Origin of the sequence: Streptomyces sp. NBC_01537 (assembly GCF_045040445.1) — a bacterium.
GTDB lineage: Bacteria > Actinomycetota > Actinomycetes > Streptomycetales > Streptomycetaceae > Actinacidiphila.
Window position 1 is genome coordinate 9,372,570 of sequence record NZ_CP109392.1, and the last position, 18,134, is coordinate 9,390,703.

General features: G+C 71.5%; 6 protein-coding genes. 2 read left to right on the top strand and 4 right to left on the bottom strand.

All coding sequences use genetic code 11. The features are described 5' to 3' along the window. The 4 genes from OG607_RS42930 to OG607_RS42945 form a co-directional block, all read right to left on the bottom strand. A complete protein-coding gene (locus tag OG607_RS42930; RefSeq protein ID WP_405735510.1) occupies nucleotides 1-1,170 on the bottom strand; it encodes a hypothetical protein in 1,170 nt (389 codons plus the stop codon). Beyond that, the gene (locus OG607_RS42935; RefSeq protein WP_405735512.1) at nucleotides 1,167-1,775 is read right to left on the bottom strand and encodes a sigma-70 family RNA polymerase sigma factor; all 609 of its coding nucleotides are present in this window, start codon (nucleotides 1,773-1,775) and stop codon (nucleotides 1,167-1,169) included. The genes OG607_RS42930 and OG607_RS42935 overlap by 4 nt, the downstream gene beginning before the upstream one ends. Before the next feature lie 334 nt (nucleotides 1,776-2,109). After that, nucleotides 2,110-2,409 (bottom strand): hypothetical protein, encoded by a 300-nt coding sequence (locus tag OG607_RS42940; RefSeq protein WP_405735515.1) that lies wholly within the window; start codon nucleotides 2,407-2,409, stop codon nucleotides 2,110-2,112. 93 nt (nucleotides 2,410-2,502) lie between these two features. Further along, nucleotides 2,503-4,758 (bottom strand): hypothetical protein, encoded by a 2,256-nt coding sequence (locus tag OG607_RS42945; protein ID WP_405735518.1) that lies wholly within the window; start codon nucleotides 4,756-4,758, stop codon nucleotides 2,503-2,505. A 184-nt stretch (nucleotides 4,759-4,942) separates the two neighbouring features. On the opposite strand from OG607_RS42945, the gene OG607_RS42950 reads away from it, so the two are divergent. Both OG607_RS42950 and OG607_RS42955 read left to right on the top strand, forming a co-directional pair. Then, nucleotides 4,943-15,484 (top strand): hypothetical protein, encoded by a 10,542-nt coding sequence (locus tag OG607_RS42950; RefSeq protein WP_405735520.1) that lies wholly within the window; start codon nucleotides 4,943-4,945, stop codon nucleotides 15,482-15,484. Then, nucleotides 15,481-18,129: a right-handed parallel beta-helix repeat-containing protein gene (locus OG607_RS42955; RefSeq protein ID WP_405735522.1), complete on the top strand. Its 2,649-nt coding sequence runs from the start codon at nucleotides 15,481-15,483 to the stop codon at nucleotides 18,127-18,129. The genes OG607_RS42950 and OG607_RS42955 overlap by 4 nt, the downstream gene beginning before the upstream one ends. The last annotated feature ends 5 nt before the right edge of the window (nucleotides 18,130-18,134 follow it).

Here is an 18,134-nt window from a genome sequence, read left to right on the forward strand (position 1 = left end):
TCAGAGTTCGCCCGGGGCGTTCGAGGAAGCCGCCATGGGCTGTTCGCGGGCGGTGGCCGGTTCGGACAGCAGGTCGGATCCGGACGCGGCGACCGACGGCTCATCCGGCAGTTCCGGCAGCTCAGGCGGCAGCTGCCTCGGCGCGGCGGCGGGCATCCGCCGGGTACGGCGCCGGTCGGCGCGGATCGCGGCGGCGACGCCCCTGCCGAGGGGGCCGGAGTCGGCGTCCAGGCACAGCTCGGGGGCGGTGACCCGGCCCCGGGCGTCCACCCGCAGGGCCCAGCTGTGGGCGGCCGCCCGGCCGTCGACCAGGACGACGACGGAGCCGGAGGCGGCCAGCGCGCCGAGCCGGCGGGCCTGGTCCCCGGTGGGGGCGGCGCAGACGACCGCCTCCGTGGTGGCGGGCCGGTCCAGGTCCCCGGCCGGGGCGGGGGTGTCCTCAAGGCGCCGGAGTACGGAGTCGAGCCGCTCCCCCGGGTGGTGCGGATGGACGTTGTCCGTCACGGTGACCGACACTCCGCTGCCGGACCGGTCCAGCTGCGCGGCCAGCGCCTGGAGCAGCCGGAGCCGGGCGGCGGGGTCGCCCTCGACGGTGACCAGCCGGGGCCCGGCCGCCAGGTCGAGATGGACGCAGGCGTCGTCCGCCATGCCCACGGCGACCGGCAGCGGCCTGGCGCGCGAACCCGGGCGGGGCGCGCCCTCGGGCAGTGCCTCCTGCTCGTCCAGGGCCAGCAGCCAGACGTGCGCACCCGGCCCGGCGCCGTCCTCCCAGGGAGCGGGGGGACCGGGCAGCCGGCGGGCCGCGATCTGGACGGCGGCCGTCTCCGGCGCCAGCCACAGGGCGTACGGGAAGGCGCCCGGCGCATCGGACAGAGCCGCCGCGGCCGAGTCCAGCAGCCGCCGTACGAGCAGGCCGGTACGGGGCTCGGACAGCTGGCGGGCCAGGGCCCGTACCCCCCGGCGGTGCCGCCGGAAGGCGCGCAGCGGCTCGCCGAACGCCCGCCGGGTCAGCGCCGTCTCCTGGGCGATCCGCCGCCGGAACCGCCGCCAGCCGCCCTGCCCGCGTACGAAGTGCCGCAGGAGAAGGAAGAGCAGCACCAGGACGACGAAGGCGACGAGGCCGGCGGTCACCAGCGATCCGCCGGGCTTGCCCAGCGCCATCCCCGTCATGCCGCCGCCAGTTCGGGCTGGGGGTGCCGGCGCCGCAGTTCCCGGAGGGCGTGGTGGGTGCGGGACTTCACCGTTCCCGGCGGGATGCCCAGGGCGTCAGCGGCGTCGGGGCCGCTGCAGCCGAGCACGTAGACGTAGAAGAGCACCTCGCGGTGGGGGCGGGAGAGCCGGGACAGGGCGTGCACGATGAAGCGCCGGTGGACCGCCTGGCTCATCGGGTCCACGGGATCGCTGTGCGTCTCCAGGACGTGTTCCTGGTGGAGTTCGGGGCGTGACTGCTCCCGCCGGGCCCAGTCGATCACCAGGTTGTGCGCCACCCTGAACAGCCAGGCGCGGGGCGGCGACCAGCCCGGCGGCTGGTCCGCGGCGCTCAGCCAGGCGCGTACCAGGGTTTCCTGGACGAAGTCCTCGGCGCGCTGACGGTCGCCGCGCAGGAGACCGGACACATAGCGCAGCAGCGGCCCGTGGTGCTCTTCGTAGAGTCTGCGAACGGCTTCGTCGCCGGTGTCGCCGGTGTCGCCGGTGTCGCCGGTGTCGCCGGGATGTCGGTCCCGCTCGACGGGAGCGCTCCCACCTGGGAGTGGGCTGGGTATCGACGGTCTCATGAGAGTTCCCCCAAGACCGGCGTTGATCTCATGAGCCGGTCCGGTCGGACGCCGCGCGTGCGGCGAGAGCTGGGCAGAGCGAGCACGGGTACCCGGAGCGACCCCCACAGTCATGGGTGGAGCGGAGGGATCGGTTCCTCTTCGGAGTCTATGAGTGAATCTGCGGGTTTCAAGAGTCCTTGAGGTGATTCTGAGATTACTGATGAGTGTTGATCCGGAAGTAACAAAAGGGACGCCGGTCCCAGGGGGAGAGGACCGGCGCCCCTTCGGAGGGGATGCCCGCCCGGAGGGGGATCCGGGCAGGTGGGCACCCCTGGTCAGGTGGGTTCAGGGGTCAGGAGGGGATCCCGCCGGCGATCTGGCTGTCCAGGTTGGTCACGGAGTCGCCGATCTGCTGGAACTGCTTGGCGAACTCGGTGATGTTGTTCACCGCCTGGGTCACCGAGGTGTTGAAGTTCGCGTACGAGTCACGGAGCTTCGGGCTGGTCTGCGACAGCACCAGGCCGTCGCCGAGCAGCGCGTCGACCTCGTCCTGCAGCCTCTTCAGCTCCGGCACCAGGGTGCTGTTCACGGCGTTGTTGAGCTTGGCGGCCGTGGCGTTGATCTGCTCTTGGTCGACGACGTTACGGGGCATGGTGGTCTTCTCTCTGTTTCGGTGGGGCCCCGCGTGCGCCGAGGGGAGGCGCACGCGGGGAGCTTCGGGGAGGGGATCAGCGGGGGAGGGAGGTCAGCGCCAGTTCTCGCCGAGCGTTCCGAGCGGGGGTTCGTCGCCGTAACGCACGTGCTGGGTGATGGAGTCCTTGAGGTACCAGCCGGTCCCGTCCGCGCGCTTCAGCCAGATCTCCTGGATCTCGTTGTTCGCGCCGGCGACGTAGCGCGCGGTCGGTGTCGTGACGACTTTCAGGTCGGAGCCATCGGCGCGGGTGAACTCCGTCCGGGTGTTGCCGTCCGCCAGCGTGGTCGTCGTCTCCTGGGAGGGGGGATCGCCGGCCGGGCGGCCGTCCGCGCCGACGAGCGGGTTCTCCACCGTCAGGTAGGCGGGAGGCCTGTCCAGGAACTGCTGGTCGTCCTGCTGGCCGGCCTCCGAGGCGAGGTAGGTGTCCTTGTCCATCCTCAGCACCCAGTCGCCGTCGGGGTCCTTGGACCAGATCTGGAGGGTGTCGCCGTTCCCGTCGGTGACGAAGCGTTCCATGGATCCCGCGGGCCCGTCGGCGGGGGAGACGTCCAGGTAGACCTTGCGGACGGAGCCGTCGGAGCTGCGGATCGTCGTCACGGAGTCGCCGTCGTCGGACAGTGCGTGGTGGGTCTCGGAGTAGACCAGCCCGGTGGTCTTGTCGGTGACGGTGGTCGTCGTCTCGACGGGGTCGCCGTTCTTGTCGACCTCGACCTGACCGCTCGCGTCGAGCTTGTACGAGACCGTCGTGGTGCTCTCGGCGGTCTCCGTCGTGTAGCCGCCCGGCACCGGAGGCGGCGGATCCCCCAGCCCGTCGTCCATCCCGCGCCTTCTCATCAGCGGGTCGCCCTCGCCGCTGGCCGGGTCGTAGTGGTAGTCGCGCAGCTTGTCCTGCTGCTCGGCGTAGGTCTGATCGAGGTCCGCCCGCTGCTGGAGCAGGGGCTCCTGGTCCTTGCTCAGCGCGTCCTGCGCGTCATCGTTGGCCGACTGGTCCTGCCACAGGGCGTGCTGCCGTGTCTGCAGGTCGTCCCACTTCTTCGTCAGCGGCTCCTGCTCCTTGCGCAGGGCGTCCTGTTCCCGGTCCAGGGCCGCCTGCTTTTCCTCGAAGCCCTTGTCCTGGGCGTCCCGCAGGGTCTGCTGCTCGCTCTGCAGGGCCTGCTGCCTCTTCTCCAGCTCTTCCTGCTTCTTCGTCAGGGGCTCCTGTTCCCGGTCCAGGGCGTCCCGCTCCCGGTCCAGCTCCTCCTGCCGCTTCTCCAGAGGATCGAACGCCTTCCCCTGGTCCTGCTGCTCCTTCTGCAGGGCTTCCCACTTCTTCTGCAGCGGCTCGCCCTGCCCCTTCCACAGCGCGTCCTGTTCCTTCCACAGGGCGTCCTGCTTCTTCTGCCAGGCGTCCAGGTCCGCCTGCGTCGTCCTGTCGTCGCCCAGCAGGGCGTCCCGCTCCCGCCACAGGGCCTCCTGCCGCTGCCGCAGAGCGTCCGCCTTGGCGTCGTAGGCGCGCTGCTCCCGCTCCAGGACGTCCTGCTTCTGCTGGAAGGCCGACTGCTGCTCCTCCCGCAGGGCCTTCTCCTGCGCCCACAGGGCCTGCTGCCTCTGCTGCAGCTCCTGCTGCCTCTTCAGCAGGGGCTCCTGCTCCTTCTGCAGCGCGTCCTGTTCCTTCTGCAGGGCGTCCTGCTTCTGCTGGAAGGCCGACTCCTGCTCATTGCGCAGGGCTTTCTCCTGCGCCCACAGCGCCTGCTGTTTCTGCTGCAGCTCGTCCGCTTTCCTCTGCAGGGGCTCCTGCTGCCGCGACAGCGCGTCGGATTCCTTGTTGAGGTCTTCCTGCCTCTTCTGCTGCGCTTCCTGCTCTTTGTCCAGCACCTGCTGTTTCTTCTGGAACTCCCCCTGCTGCTTCAGCAGAAGCGCCCGCCTGGTCTTGTAACGGGCCTCCAGTTCCCAGGCCAGCTCCTTGCGCCGCAGGGCGTCCTTCTGCTGCTCGTACGCCTCCTGCTCCGAGGAGGCCTTCTGCCGCTGGAAGGCGGCGACCTGCTCGGCCGCGCCGACGGAGGTCGACGCGTCCTGGTCGTAGAAAGCCTTGCCCACCTCGTCGAGGAGATTGCCGAGGTCCGTCATGACCTTCCACGCCTGGTCGAACGACTTCCGCCAGGCACCGTAGAAGTCGGTCAGCGCCTCGGCCGTCTCCCGGCGGGGACTGATATCCGACTCGGCGAAGGTGTGGTTCGCCTTGGAGGAGACATCCATTTCGTCACGCAGATGCCACATATCCCGGGCGAGGACGGTCATCAGGTCGTAGTCGATGGAAAAGCGAGCCACGTGTTCCGTCCTTTTCTTCGGGAGCGGTGGCGGAACGGACGCCGTGTAGACGAGGCCGCAGGTCCGGATGGTTCATATATGTGGCATGCGTCACACCGGTGAACTGCGGGTCCTTCCGATTACGTCACCTGCACGTTGATGCATCCGTGCCGACCCTCAAGTCCTGGACAATGCGGAGGACTCTGTGGCCAGCCCCGACGACTGGAGCAAGGTCGGTCATGCCGGAAATCCGGTCACGGGGAACCCGGGTGTCATCGACGGCATCGCCAAGGAACTGCGCGGCCTCGGAGACCTGGCCGGCCGGGTCGACTCGGGACTGGACGCCCTTCTGCTCAAGGCCGAGAACGGGGGCTTCGAAGGGAAGACCGCGGACGCCCTGCGCAACTACGTCAAGAACGAGCTCAAGACGTTCATGGCGAACGTCACCCGCTCCTTCGAGCTGGCGGCCTCGGCCGTGGCGCGGTACGGCAACGCTCTGAAGGACTCGCGGGCCAGGGCGGAGAGCACCACGGAAAGGGTCGGTGCGCTGGGGCTGACGCCGGACGATCCGGAACTGGCCACCGCGCGCAAGGACGTGGACGCCGAGGTCGGCCACATCGAGGCCGAGGCCAAAATCCTGGAGGCTGCCCTGCGCGATGCGGCCGACCTGGTGTCCCGGCCCGTCAAGTCCCCGAAGAAGAGCTTCTGGAAGAGGTTCGTCGCGAACTTCTTCAAGGCCCTTGAGATCCTGACGATGATCCTCACCGTCGCCGCCGCCATCCTGACGGGCCCGCTGGGGCTCATCGCCTTCGGCCTGGGCGCGGTGCTCTTCGTCAAGGCCCTGGTGGACTACGCGATGGGCAACGGCAGCGCCCTCAGCCTGGGCATGGCCTTCCTGGGCATCCTCTTCCCGTCGACCAAGGGCCTCACCACCATCAGCGGGCTGCTGCGGATGGCCTCGGCGGGAGGACGGCTGGCGGGCAGGGCGCTGACCGCGGGCGGGCGCCTGCTGCTCACGGGCGGCCGGCTGCTGTCCTCGCCCCGCACCCTCCTCGCGCTGGCCGGAATGAGCCTGGCCAGAGGTGCGGGGGCGATGCGCGGGGCGGGCAGCCGGGTCTTCAGCGGACTGTCGCGGCTGCCCCGGCTCGCCACCAGGGGCCCCCAGATGCTGGCCACGGCCATGAGGTTCATCCCCGGTTTCGCCCGCGGTGTCTTCCAGCAGGCCCGGTTCGCGCTGCGCCGCGACTTCTTCATGTCCACCGCCTTCGTCAGCGGCAGCATGGGCAAGCGGCTGGGCGTCTACGCGATCATCAACACCGGCCGGGCCTTCGACTTCGCCGTCTCCGCGATCCTGCCGCTGAGATACGCCGAGCTCGCCTCGCTCGGCTACCGGGGCGCCTTCCGCGCGGGCATCCTGGAACGCGGTCTGCTCAGGCCCGCGCAAGGCGTCACCACGCTCACCAGAGCGGGCGCCACCGCTGCGGACATCGCCGCGCTGACGGGCCGCGGCCTGACCGAGCCCGGCGCCCTGCGCCCGCTCGACGACCTCACCGCGGGCAAGCTGCTCGTTCCGGGCACCGCGGGCTGGGACAAGGAGTTCGGCGGCCTCACCGAGACCATGGCGCGGCCGTTCGCCATGCCCGGCGCCCCGGGCGTCAGCTCCCTCGACTCCCTCGACAGGGCGGGTCTGCCCGTCGGCTCACGCGGCGTACGCACCGCGCTGGACGGCCTCGACGGGTTCGGCGCACCTGCCCTGCCCGGGGTCCGCTCCGCCCTTCTGCCGCCGCCGAACGCGGTCGGCCGCCTGCAGGACCTGGACTCCCTGACGGGCATGGAACGCACCGGAGCCGGACTGCTCAAGCCCATGGACGACCTGGAGGACCTGGCCGACCTGGCACCCTTCAGCATCGACGGCCGGTTCGGCGGCCTCGGCGAGGCCGAGCTGGGCAAGATCCTCGACGGTGAGATCGACCTGGTGAACGTCACACCGGACGGGGTGCTCCTGCGCATCGGGAAGACCGACCCCGTGGACGTCCTCGTCCAGCTGAACGACGAGGTCACGATCAAGGTCATCAACACCGCCGACGCCGGTACCTCGGTGCTGCCCCCGTCCTGGGCATCGGTGACCGGGCCCGGCCGGCTGACCGACCTGGGCATCAAACTCGACGATCTCTCGCGCCTGGTCCCCAACAGCACCGACGGCATCCGCACCACACGCGAGCTGTTCGGTCTGGGGCCCGCCCGCGCCGACCTCGTGGCCGCGCCCGGCACCGTCAAACCCTCCTCCCCGCCTCTGACCCTGCGGGAGATCGTCACGGGCGGGGCGACCGGCAAGCTCGCCACGGACCGCTTCCAGGCGTGGATCCGTACGCAGAGCGCCCAGTCCCGGCTGGACCTGGCCGGCGGAAAACTCACCGAGCTCAGCAAGCTGGGCGAGGTGGAACCGCTGCACCTGGCCAAGACGGAACTGGACCTGAGCGCCGCGCAGCTGGAGTTCAACCGGACACGAGGCGCTTTCGGCAGGCTCGGCATGAACCTGGACACGGTCCGCCAGGACATCACGGTGATGATGGCCCGCACGGACATCCCCGCGATGCCCACCGGCGAACTGCGGCTGTCGGACGGCCTCGGGCGGCCCACAGGGCAGTGGATCACGGCCGAGCCCGGGGAGAATCTCAACTGGGTCCTCAGAACGGACACCGGCATCGTCCCCGGTGTCCAGGTGGAGATGGCCGCCGACGGTTTCACCATCACCGCCCTCGACGGCCTCATCACCAAGATCCTCCCGGACGGCAGTCCCGCGCCCGTGCCCGTCGCCCTTGAGGCCACGCTTCCCTCCGTACCGGATGTCCACTGGCTGGTGCGGCAGGACGTGGACTTCTCGGCGGCGAGCCTCAAATCCGGCATGAAGACGCGGCTGACCGAGGACGGCCTGATCCCGGTCGACCTCAGCGGCAACATCACACCGCTCCAGGCGGCCTCCACCGTCAACGCCAAAGCACTGAAGGAGCACAGCCCGTTCACCGCGTTCTCGCCGCCGGGCAGCATCCCCAAGAAGTTCGGGGACCAGGAGATCGGTCTCGACCTGGTATCGCTCAGCCACGACATCGGATCCGGCGCCGAGAGCGTAAGGAATGTACGGATCCTCTCCAACGCCCAGGTGCAGCACGAGATCCTGGCCGAGATCCGGGTCACCACCGGAGACGGCCAGCTGAACATCCCGACGACGTTCAGCCACCTGACCAGCACCAACGACATCAAGAAGTTCCTCGCCGAGAACGGCGTCAGCAAGTCCGCCGCCACCAAGGTCACCACGGACATCAAGGTGCTGCTGCAGGTGCGCCGTGACAACACCTGGCTGGTGAAGGGGGCCATTCCCAAGCAGTATCTGACCGGCCCCTACGCGACCGCCGACTCCCTGAAATTCGTACCGCCCGCGCCCAGCCGGCCGGTCACCGTACCCGGAAGCGGTCTGGACGGTGCGGGCCGGGCCTCCGGATCCGGCTCCGGCTCCGGCCTCCCGTCCGTCGAGGCGGACCTGTCCGTCAGGACCGACGACTTCTACATGTCGAAGCTGGACGTCGAGGCGTTGCGGGGCGTCAAGCTCGTCCGGCAGGACGACTTCCATCTGAGCCAGGTCGACAGCAAGGGCCTGGGCAAGTCGTTCTACGATCCCGACATAGGCATGCTCCCGGCCGACCCGAACGGCAGGACCAACGCCTTCCAGCATGTGGTGGGCGCGGAGTTCGCAGCCCGCAAGGGCAGCAGTCCCTACACGTCCTTCGCCCCTGCGGGCGCTCCCAAGGTCTACGGCGACACGGAGTTCGCCCTCGACGTCTACAAGCTGGGGCTGGACATCAAGTCCGGGAAGCTGCCGGGCGTGGGGATCATCCCGGCCCGGGACCTGCAGAACATCATCGGCGACCAGATCGACCGGATGATCGGAAAACGCCTCGACTTCCACTCCGCGCTCACCGCCGACAGCGGCCGGCAGGAGGTCATCGACTTCCTCAAGAGCCATGACCTCAATCTGGTGGGCAAGGGCGGCAAGACCATGACCACCAAGGTCTCCGCGAATGTCCGTGTGCTGCTCAACACCACCCGTGACCAGGAGTGGCTGATCAAGGGCGTCATTCCCAAGAACTACCTGGAGGGCCCCTACCCCAGGGGGATGGCATCCGTCGGCGATCCCGTACGCCCGGACATCGGCCGGCTCCACCTGGACCGGCTCGGTGCGCCGCTTCCGCAGAGCGAGCTGCGGGTGCTGGATCCGGGGCGGTCCAGCGGGCTGCGCGTGGAGTGGGAGAGCACGCCGCGTGCCGGAGGCGGGGTGACGCTCACCGATGTGATGGGGGATGTACGCCTGCAGTACGACGCCGCCGATGTCCTGGAGTTGCGCGACATGCGGATCCCCGGCATGGACGGCTTCCTGCGGTTCGACGCGGTCCCCGGGATGGGCTCGCTGCCCCGGGTCGTCGGCCCGGACGGGATACCGCTGTCCGGGACCGGTGTGGTGGTCGATCCGGTGCGGGGCGCGCTGGGCGTGGTCACCGGCGTGGAGGCGCGGGGTCTGGACGGGGCCTGGACGGCCCGGTTCGACCTGGACGGGACGCGGCTGTCCGAGGACGTGGCACTGACCGGCGCCCCGGCCGGACCGCTGGCCGGGGCGCGGGTGACGACGACGTTCACCCAGGTCCCCGGTGGCGGGACGCTTCCTACGGTGCGGTTGACCGGACCGGGAGTGGGCGACGGCCTGTTCACCGTCAGGCCGGTGAGCGGCGATCTGGCCGGGCTCGCGCCTCGCGGGTCCACGGTGACCGACACGGTCTCCGGCACCCGCTACACCTTCGACGGAGGCGGACAGCTGCGCTTCCGCGATGTCCGCGTGGCGGAGACGGACGGCTCCGGTTTCTGGCGGTTCCCCGAAGGCACGGACGGCCTGCCGGTGCGACTGGACGACGCCGGCATGCCGATGCCCGAGGCACGCGCCGCCGGTCAGCCGCCGCTGACACTCCAGGATCTCCGGCTGGATTCGCTGGATTCGCTGGATTCGCTGGATGCACCGGGTGCGCTGGATTCCGGCGTAGCCGATGCTCTGCGGACGGGACGGTTGCAGGGGCCCGACGCGTTCGATCTGCGGGAAGGCCTCGACTTCACGGTCCGCGAGGTGCCCCTGTCGGGGCTCGACGAGCTGACGAATCTGCGCCTGCATGTCACGTCGGACCGGATCGACGTGATGGACTTCGGCGCCCCGGGCGGTCCGGTGCGGCTCCCGGACGTCACGGTGACCCCCCGCGAGGGCGGCGGATTCAGCATCACCGGTCCGCAGAGCGGCGTGCGCTGGCAGATCGACCCCATGGGACGGCTGGAATTCCGGGATCTGCCGCTCTCCGGCACGGACTTCGCCCTGCGCTTCACCGACGACGTGGCGCATCCGATGCCGCAGGTGGTCGGCCCGGACGGGGTCCCCGTCACGGGCGGGGTCATCACACCGCTCCGGGATGCCTCAGGCACGCCGGCCGGGCTGGACGTACGGGTGCCCATGGCGGGCACGCACGACCTCACGGCCGCCTGGCGGTTCGACCCCGGCGGCGTACTGCGCCGGCAGGAGCTGCCCCTCACCTTCCCCGGACTCGACGGCCCGTCCGGCCTGGCGGCCAGGGTGACGGTCACCCCGGGGCCCGGCGGGACGACGGCCCGGCTCGTCGAACTGACCGGTCCGTCGCACCTCATCAGTTCCTTCCGGCTCACTCCGACGGACGGCACGCTCGCCGCGCGACTGCCCGGCGGCTTCACCGTCACCGACACGGTCACCGGCAGCCGCTTCCACTTCGACAGCACGGGCCGCCTGGCCTTCCGCGACCTGCCGGCGCGGGACGGCTCCGGATTCGTACGCTTCACCGAAGGCGCGGCGCCCGGCACACCGCCACTGCGACTCGATGAACTCGACGGCCTCGGCACGACGCCCGACGGGCTGCAGCAGATCTTCCACCGCACGCTCGACGAGGCGGCGGGCATGCGTGCCGTGCCGGACTCCGTACCGCACTCCCTGCCGGACGCGGCCGACCTGCCGCTGTCCCGCGTGGACGGGCCGACCGACGGGCGGCTCACGGACTCGCTCTCCGATCTCTCCGGCCTCGGCGATCTGCCGGACATCGACCTCGCCGCTGTCAGGGCCACTCTCGACGAGCACTGGCAGACCCTGGAACCGCTGCTCCACGTGCCCCTGTCCGGAGTGGACGAGCTGGCAGGCCTGGATGTGCGGCTGGTGAACGTCCCCGCGTCCGAGACGTCGCCGCTGGGCGGATTCCGGCTGGAAGCGGTCGACCGTGCCCCGGGCGGGGCCGGCCGGGTGCGCGCATCGGACCTCACGGTCGAGGTGCTGGACGACAGTGGCCGGTTCGCCGTCATCGATCCGGCCGGAGACACCCGGTTCACGTTCGCTCACGACGGCGGTTTCCTCGGACGCGAGAGCGCCCTCACGGGGGAGGGGCTGCCGGAGGGGCTGCGGCTCCGGGTGACGGTCGGTCCCGACGTGGACGGGGTGGCACGGACCATGGTCGATGTGCTCGGTCCGCCCGGCGCGCTCGGCTCGATCCGGATCACCCCCTTGGAGGGCCCGCTCGCCGCGCGGCTGCCCGGCGGCTTCACCGTGACCGACACGGTCACCGGCAGCCGCTTCCACTTCGACCTCAACGGCAACCTCGTCTTCCGCGACCTGCCCGCGCAGGACGGCTCCGGACTCCTGCGCCATACCGAGGGCGCGGCGCCCGGCACCGCCCCCACCCGGCTCGCCGAACCGCTGGACGAGGCCGTCACCGACCTGGGGCAGCTCTTCGACCGTACGCTCGACGAGGCGGCGGGCGTACGCACCCTGCCCGAGGGCCCGGCAGCCGACCTGTCGGGCATCGCGGGGGCCATGGACCTTCTGCGGGCCGCGCCGGACTCCCACGCCTTCCAGGCGCTGGACCTGCCCCGCGTCCAGCAGCTCAGCGCGGACGCTGCCGGCTCGCTGAACAGGATGGGCCTGAGCCCGGATCTGCTCAGCGACCAGCTGCGGCAGATGACGGCCCAGGCCCGGACGGCGCTGCGGCAGGAGGCCGTCACCACCCTGCGCGAGTACCTCCACCTGCCGCTGCCCACCCGCCTGGACGACCTCCGGTCCGTGGCGGGGGGCGGTCCGGGCCGCGTCCTCGGCGACTTCACCGTCACGCCCACCCCGCACGGCGGGCCCGGCGGCAGCCGCTACACCGTCCTGCACAACCCGACGGACCTGACCACGGGCTTCGGCCCGAACCGCGAACTGCTCTACCAGGAGGTGCGGCTCAGCGGCGGCCCGGAAGGCCTGGACGGACTGAAACTCGGGTTCACGGGCCACTCGGCCGAGTTCGTGGGCCCGCTCCCGGCGGACCACCTCTTCACCGTCGGCATCGCCGAACGCGGCGGCTTCACCGTCACCGACACGCACGGCGCGAGCTGGCACTACGGCACCGAGGGCGTGCTCGCTCTGCGCGATGTGCAGCTCCCCGGCGGCCGGGGCGTCTTCCGATTCGACGCCGGTGCCCCCGGCGGCGTACCGCATCTGCTGGACACGGCGGGCGGTCCGCTGCCCGGAGTGCGCGCGGAGGCCCTGGACGACGGCCGGATCGCCGTCATCCCCATCGGGAAGGGCGCCCACCCGCTGGAGCGGACGGTGTTCGATCCTTCCGGCACGCTGCTGGACGAGACCATCGCCATCCGTGGTGTGGGCGGCAGGCCCGGCGGCGAGTTCTGGAGGATCGACCATGTCGCCGGTACCGCCGTCCGCACCGATTCCTCCGGCACCGAGCTCCCCGGCCGCTTCGGCAGCGTCACGGTGGGGAAGTCCGGCACCGGGCAGTTCAGGCTGACCACCGCGGGCGGGGTGACCGTCTTCGAGCGCGAAGTGCTCAGGAACGGCAACACCCTCCATATCGACCTCGACCGCTTCGGCCGCGCCCGCTGGACCGAGTTCGACAGCGCGGGCAGCCGGTTCCGGCAGGGCGAGCGGATCGCGGACGCGGACCAGCGCACCTTCCACGACGTGCCGGACAGTAACTGGCTCCGCCCCAACATCACCGACGTCAGGACGTACACGCGCGCCGCCGACGGCGGTCTCGTCCGCGCGGAGAAGGGCGCCGACGGCCACTGGACCTGGCAGCGGTTCGACAAGGACGGCGCCGAGGCGCTGTCCGGCACACGCCACTGGAGCCTGAACCACGTCGCCTTCAAGGACACCTTCACCGACCCGGTCACCGGCCTGGAGACGGTGGCCCAGCGCCGGGCCCAGACCTGGCCCTTCGGCGGCCTGCACGGCTCCCGGATGTACACCGAGCATGCGGTGGTGCCGGGCGAGTTCCCCGCCGGAGGACGGATCGACCCCGGCGCGCACACCGGCACCGGCCCGGCGAACGCCCAGATCCAGAGCCTGGAGGCGCTGTCGGACGGCGGCAGCCTGCTCGTCCAGCGGTTCGCCGACATGCGGCCCCCCGCCTTCCTCTGGAAGGGCGCGGCGGGCCGCAACCCCTTCGACGGTTTCTTCCGCGACCTGTTCGCGGGCGACTCCCTGCACCGCGTCAGCCACTGGACGCAGACCGCCGCCGACGGCACCAAGGTCACCGGCGTCCGGCTCAACCCGTCGGGCTCCAACTGGGTCGATGTCGACCAGTTCGGCCGCGTCGTCCGCGAGACCCGCAAGCTGGACAACGGCAACGTCATCGAGGTCGGGCGCAGCCTGGAGGACCCCACGCGCTGGGCACCCGTCCCGGAGTACCGCAAGGGCGGCTCGTACGAGCTGTCCTGGCGGGACACGACGGGCGACGTCCAGGGCACCCGGCACGTCGACGGCTACGGACGGTGGAGGGACCTGTTCACCGACGACCAGGGCGTCGAGCGGGTCCGGCTGCGCAGCGAGGGCACCGGAAGCCGCGAGTACGTCTTCGACGCGCCGTCCACCGCCGACCTCGCCCTGCACGACAACACGGGCCTGTGGGTCGACAAGAACTCCCTGCTGCACATCACCGGCCGCCGGGACCTCATCGGCGGCCGGATCGTCGAGTCCTCCGGCAGCCCCTACCGCACCAGCTGGCACTGGAAGGCGTACGACCCGGCCGAACCGGCCACCGTGGTCGCCGAGGGCGTGCGCAAGCAGAACCGCGGCTCCCTCTACTCGACGACCTGGGACGACTCGTTCGTCGACCTCGACCGGCTCGGCAACCCGGTGCGCGAGCGCAACGCCACCGACGCCGCGACCTCCTGGGTCGACGCGGTCAAGCAGCCGGACGGCGGCTGGACATGGACGAGGACCGCCGCCGACGGCACGGTCCACTCCAAGGGCGTCCGGATCCACGACGACCCCGCCCGGGGCCGCTGGCGCGACCTCGCCGACGACCAGGTGGTCAGGCGGCGGGACGGCGGCCGGGTCCGCGAGTACCAGTACGAAGTCACCGCCTACGAGCCCCCGGCGGCGCTGCCCGGCGAGGCCGGCAGCCGGCTCACCATGTTCGACCTGCTCGCGCAGTCCGCCCGCCACTTCGAGCCGCCCACCACCGTCCGCGTCGACCCGCAGGTCTGGAAGGAGTACGACCTCGGCAAGGTATTCCGCGAGCGGACCGCCGTGCCCGACATGCCCGGCCGGTTCCGCGAGACCGACAAGCAGTGGGGCCAGTGGCGGGAGTTCCAGGACGGGCACCTGGTCGAGCAGCGCACCTTCACCGGACGGGTCTGGAAGACCGACCCGTTCGGCCGCTGGGGCTCCTCGGGCCCGGCCTCGATCCCCGAGTTCCTGGCCGGGGCCCTGCCCGCGGTGCGCGGCGAGGTCGGCCTGACCGGCGACCGCGCGTGGCGGCTGATCGGCCGGGAGGCCGACTTCCGCGGCCACGACATCGAGGCGCTGGGCCTCCTGCGAGAGGTCCAGGACCCCTGGCACGGGGTGTTCAGAGGCGTCAGGGCGGGCGAGTCGGTCGAGATGCCCGTGTGGGCACGCGAGCTGCGCGGCCTCGCGACCACGTTCACCACCGGCTTCGTGACCGACTTCACCGCGGGCCTGGTCGTCACCGCCATCACCCAGAACGGCGATGTCAGCCCGCTCGACGTGTACAAGGCGCTGCTGAACGGCACCGTCGGCGGCACCTTCAGCGGCGGGCTCAACCTGCTCTACAACCGCACCCCGCTGGGCTACTTCAGGACCAGCATGGGCGCCCGGGACTGGGGCGCGCACCCCAAGCAGTCCATGGCCGGCAACACCGACGACTGGGCCACCGACTGGGCCGCCCAGGAGAAGCCCACCCGCTGGCGGGGCGCCACCTACGCCAACACCGTCGGCCTGGCCACCGGAGCGCTCAGCGGCTTCGTCAGCAACGCCATCAGCGCCGCCGTCTTCGGGGTCAACGGCCACGAGGTCAAGGGCGCGGACGCGCTGCTGGCCGGCGGCTGGGGCGCGGCCTCCTCGCTCTTCAGCGGGGTGGGCACCGGTATGGCGAGGAGCATCTTCCACACGACCACCGGCGCCCGCGTCTTCCACAAGGGCGGCGTCGGCGACCTGGGGCTGACCTGGGCCGAATCGTTCCTGACCCGGTACATCAACTACTTGATCACCCAGCGGGGCGGCGACAACCTGCCCAGCCCCGGCCGGGCGTTCCCGGCCCCGCCCACGACCCCGGCCCCGCCCACGACCCCGGCCACAACCCCGGCCACCACCACCGCAACGCAGCAGCAGGAGCTCCCGTGACCCCCACCGTGCACCGGGTTGCCCCCAAGGGCCGTGGCGCCCACCGCAGCATCACCGCCGCCCTGCGCGCCGCCTCCGACGGCGACGAGATCCGGATCGCCCCCGGCGAGTACGTCGAGCTGCTGGTCCTGGACCGTGCAGTACGCCTGCTCCCGGAGGACGGCTCGGCGGCGCACTCCGTACGCGTCCTGGCGGCGGCCCCCGGCCGGCCCGTGCTGGAGGTCACCGCCCCCGGCGTCCACGTCGGCGGCATCGCCCTGACCGGCCAGGACCCCGGCCTTCCGGCCGTCCTGGCCGCCGCCGGCAGCCTGGAGCTGTCGCTGTGCGAGATCTCCGGCGGCCGGGTCGAGGCGGGCGGCGACGCCTCCCTCACGCTGACGGACTGCCGGATATCCGGGGCCCAACTGGCCGCCGTGCACGTCAACACCACCGGCACGGCACGGCTGACCCGGGTCGTGGTCGAGGACATCGACGGCACCGGCGTCGTCATCGGCTCCACGGCGTCGGCCGAGGCCGACGCGCTCACGGCACGCAGGGTCACCGGCTCCGGCATACGCGTACGGGGCCGGGCCAGGGCCATCCTGCGGGAGTGCCGGATCAGCGGCCCCGGCCGCAGCGGGCTGCTGGTGGAGGACGACGCGTCGGTGACCGCCCAGGAGTGCCGGCTGACGGAGACGGGCGCCGAGGGCGTACGCGTCCTGGGCAGTTCGCAGCGGCCCGTCGGAGGAGTGGTGCTCCAGGACTGCGAGGTGCTGCGGGCCGGCGCTGACGCGGTGGCCGTCTCGGGCACCGGTGACGTACTGCTGCTCAACTGCCGGCTGCGGGCCGGCTCCGGCCCCGGGGCGACCGCCGAGGACGAGAGCCGGGCCGAGCTGGTGAACTGCCAGGTGGACCGGCCGGGCGGCTCGGGCCTGGTGGCGCGGGGCAGCGCCCGGCTGGCGGCGGAGGGCACCTCGGTGACCGGCAGCCGCGCCAACGGGCTGCTGGCGGGCGGCGGTTCCCGCGTGAAGCTGGCCGCGAGCGATGTCGGGGACTGCGCGTTCAGCGCGGTGCACGCCTGCGACGACTCCCGGGTGACGCTCACCTCCTGCCGTATCGGGGAAACTCCGGAGCACGGCGTCCGGGCCACCGACCGGGCCGAACTCACCGTCGAGGGCGGCCGGATCACCGACTGCGGGCTGTCCGGCCTCCAGATCGACACCGCGGCCGAGGCCCGGGTGCGCGGGCTGTCCGTCGTGCGCGGCCGGACCGGGATCAACGCCGAGTCCACCGGGACCGTAGTCCTGGAGGAGTGCGACATCACCGACGCCGAGCGGGCCGGGATCTCCTGCGGGACGGAATCGGCCGCGGTGCTTCGGGACTGCCGGATCAACGGCACCGGCACTGCGGGGCTGGTGGTCGGTGAACGCGCCACCCCCAGCATCGAGGGCTGCACGGTGCGCGACACCGCCGGCTCCGGGATGGTCGTGGGACCGGAGGCCGAGCCCCGGGTCCGGGCCGTCACCGTGGCCCGTAGCGGCAAGAACAGCCTGTTCGTCGGTGAGAAGGCGCGGGGCACCTTCGAGGACTGCGTATTCGCCGGGGCGGGCAACGCGGGCCCGGCGTTCCCGGCGGTGCATGTGTCGGCCGCCGCCGCCCCGGTGCTGCGCGGCTGCCTGATCCGCGACACCGAGGAGGACGTGGCCCTGGAGAAGGGCGCCCGCGCGGTCTTCGACGACTGCCTGGCGCGGGACGTGAAGAACCCGGCCCTCCCGACGGGTCCGGCCTCGGCGCTGCCCTCGGCCTCCGCAGGCCCCGGCGCGGACACCGGGACCTCCGCCCGGGAGACCGAGGCCCCCACGGAGGACACCCTGGACGACCTGCTCGCCGAACTCGGCGGACTGGCCGGCCTGGACCGCGTGAAACACGACGTCTCCTCGCTGGTGAAGCTGATGCGGACCGTGCGCCGCCGCGAGGAGATGGGCCTGGCCCCGCCGCCGCTCAGCCGTCACCTGGTCTTCGCCGGCAACCCGGGCACCGGCAAGACCACCGTGGCCCGCCTCTACGGCCGCATCCTGGCCGCCGTCGGCCTGCTGGAGCGCGGCCACCTGGTGGAGGCCGACCGCTCCGCGCTGGTCGGCGAGTACGTCGGCCACACCGGCCCCAAGACCAGCCGGGTCTTCCAGCAGGCCCGTGGCGGCGTGCTCTTTATCGACGAGGCGTACTCGCTCACCCAGTACGCCGGGACCAACGACTTCGGCCAGGAGGCGATCGCCACCCTGGTGAAGCTGATGGAGGACCACCGCGACGACGTGGTGGTGATCGTCGCCGGATACCCCAAGGAGATGGAGGTCTTCGTCCGCTCCAACCCCGGACTGGCGTCGCGCTTCAACCGCACCCTGGTCTTCGAGGACTACAGCACCGCCGAACTCGTCAGCATCCTTGAACACCAGGCCGCACAGCACCAGTACGAGCTGACCCCGCCCGCCCGCGAGGCGCTGTCCGCGCACTTCGACGCCACGCCCAAGGCGCGCGGCTTCGGCAACGGCCGCGCCGCCCGACAGCTCTTCCAGGCCATGACCGAGCGCCAGGCCTACCGCGTGGCCGAGCTGTCCGACTCCACGGAGTCGGACCTGATGACCCTCAAGCCCGAAGACCTTCCGTAACTTCC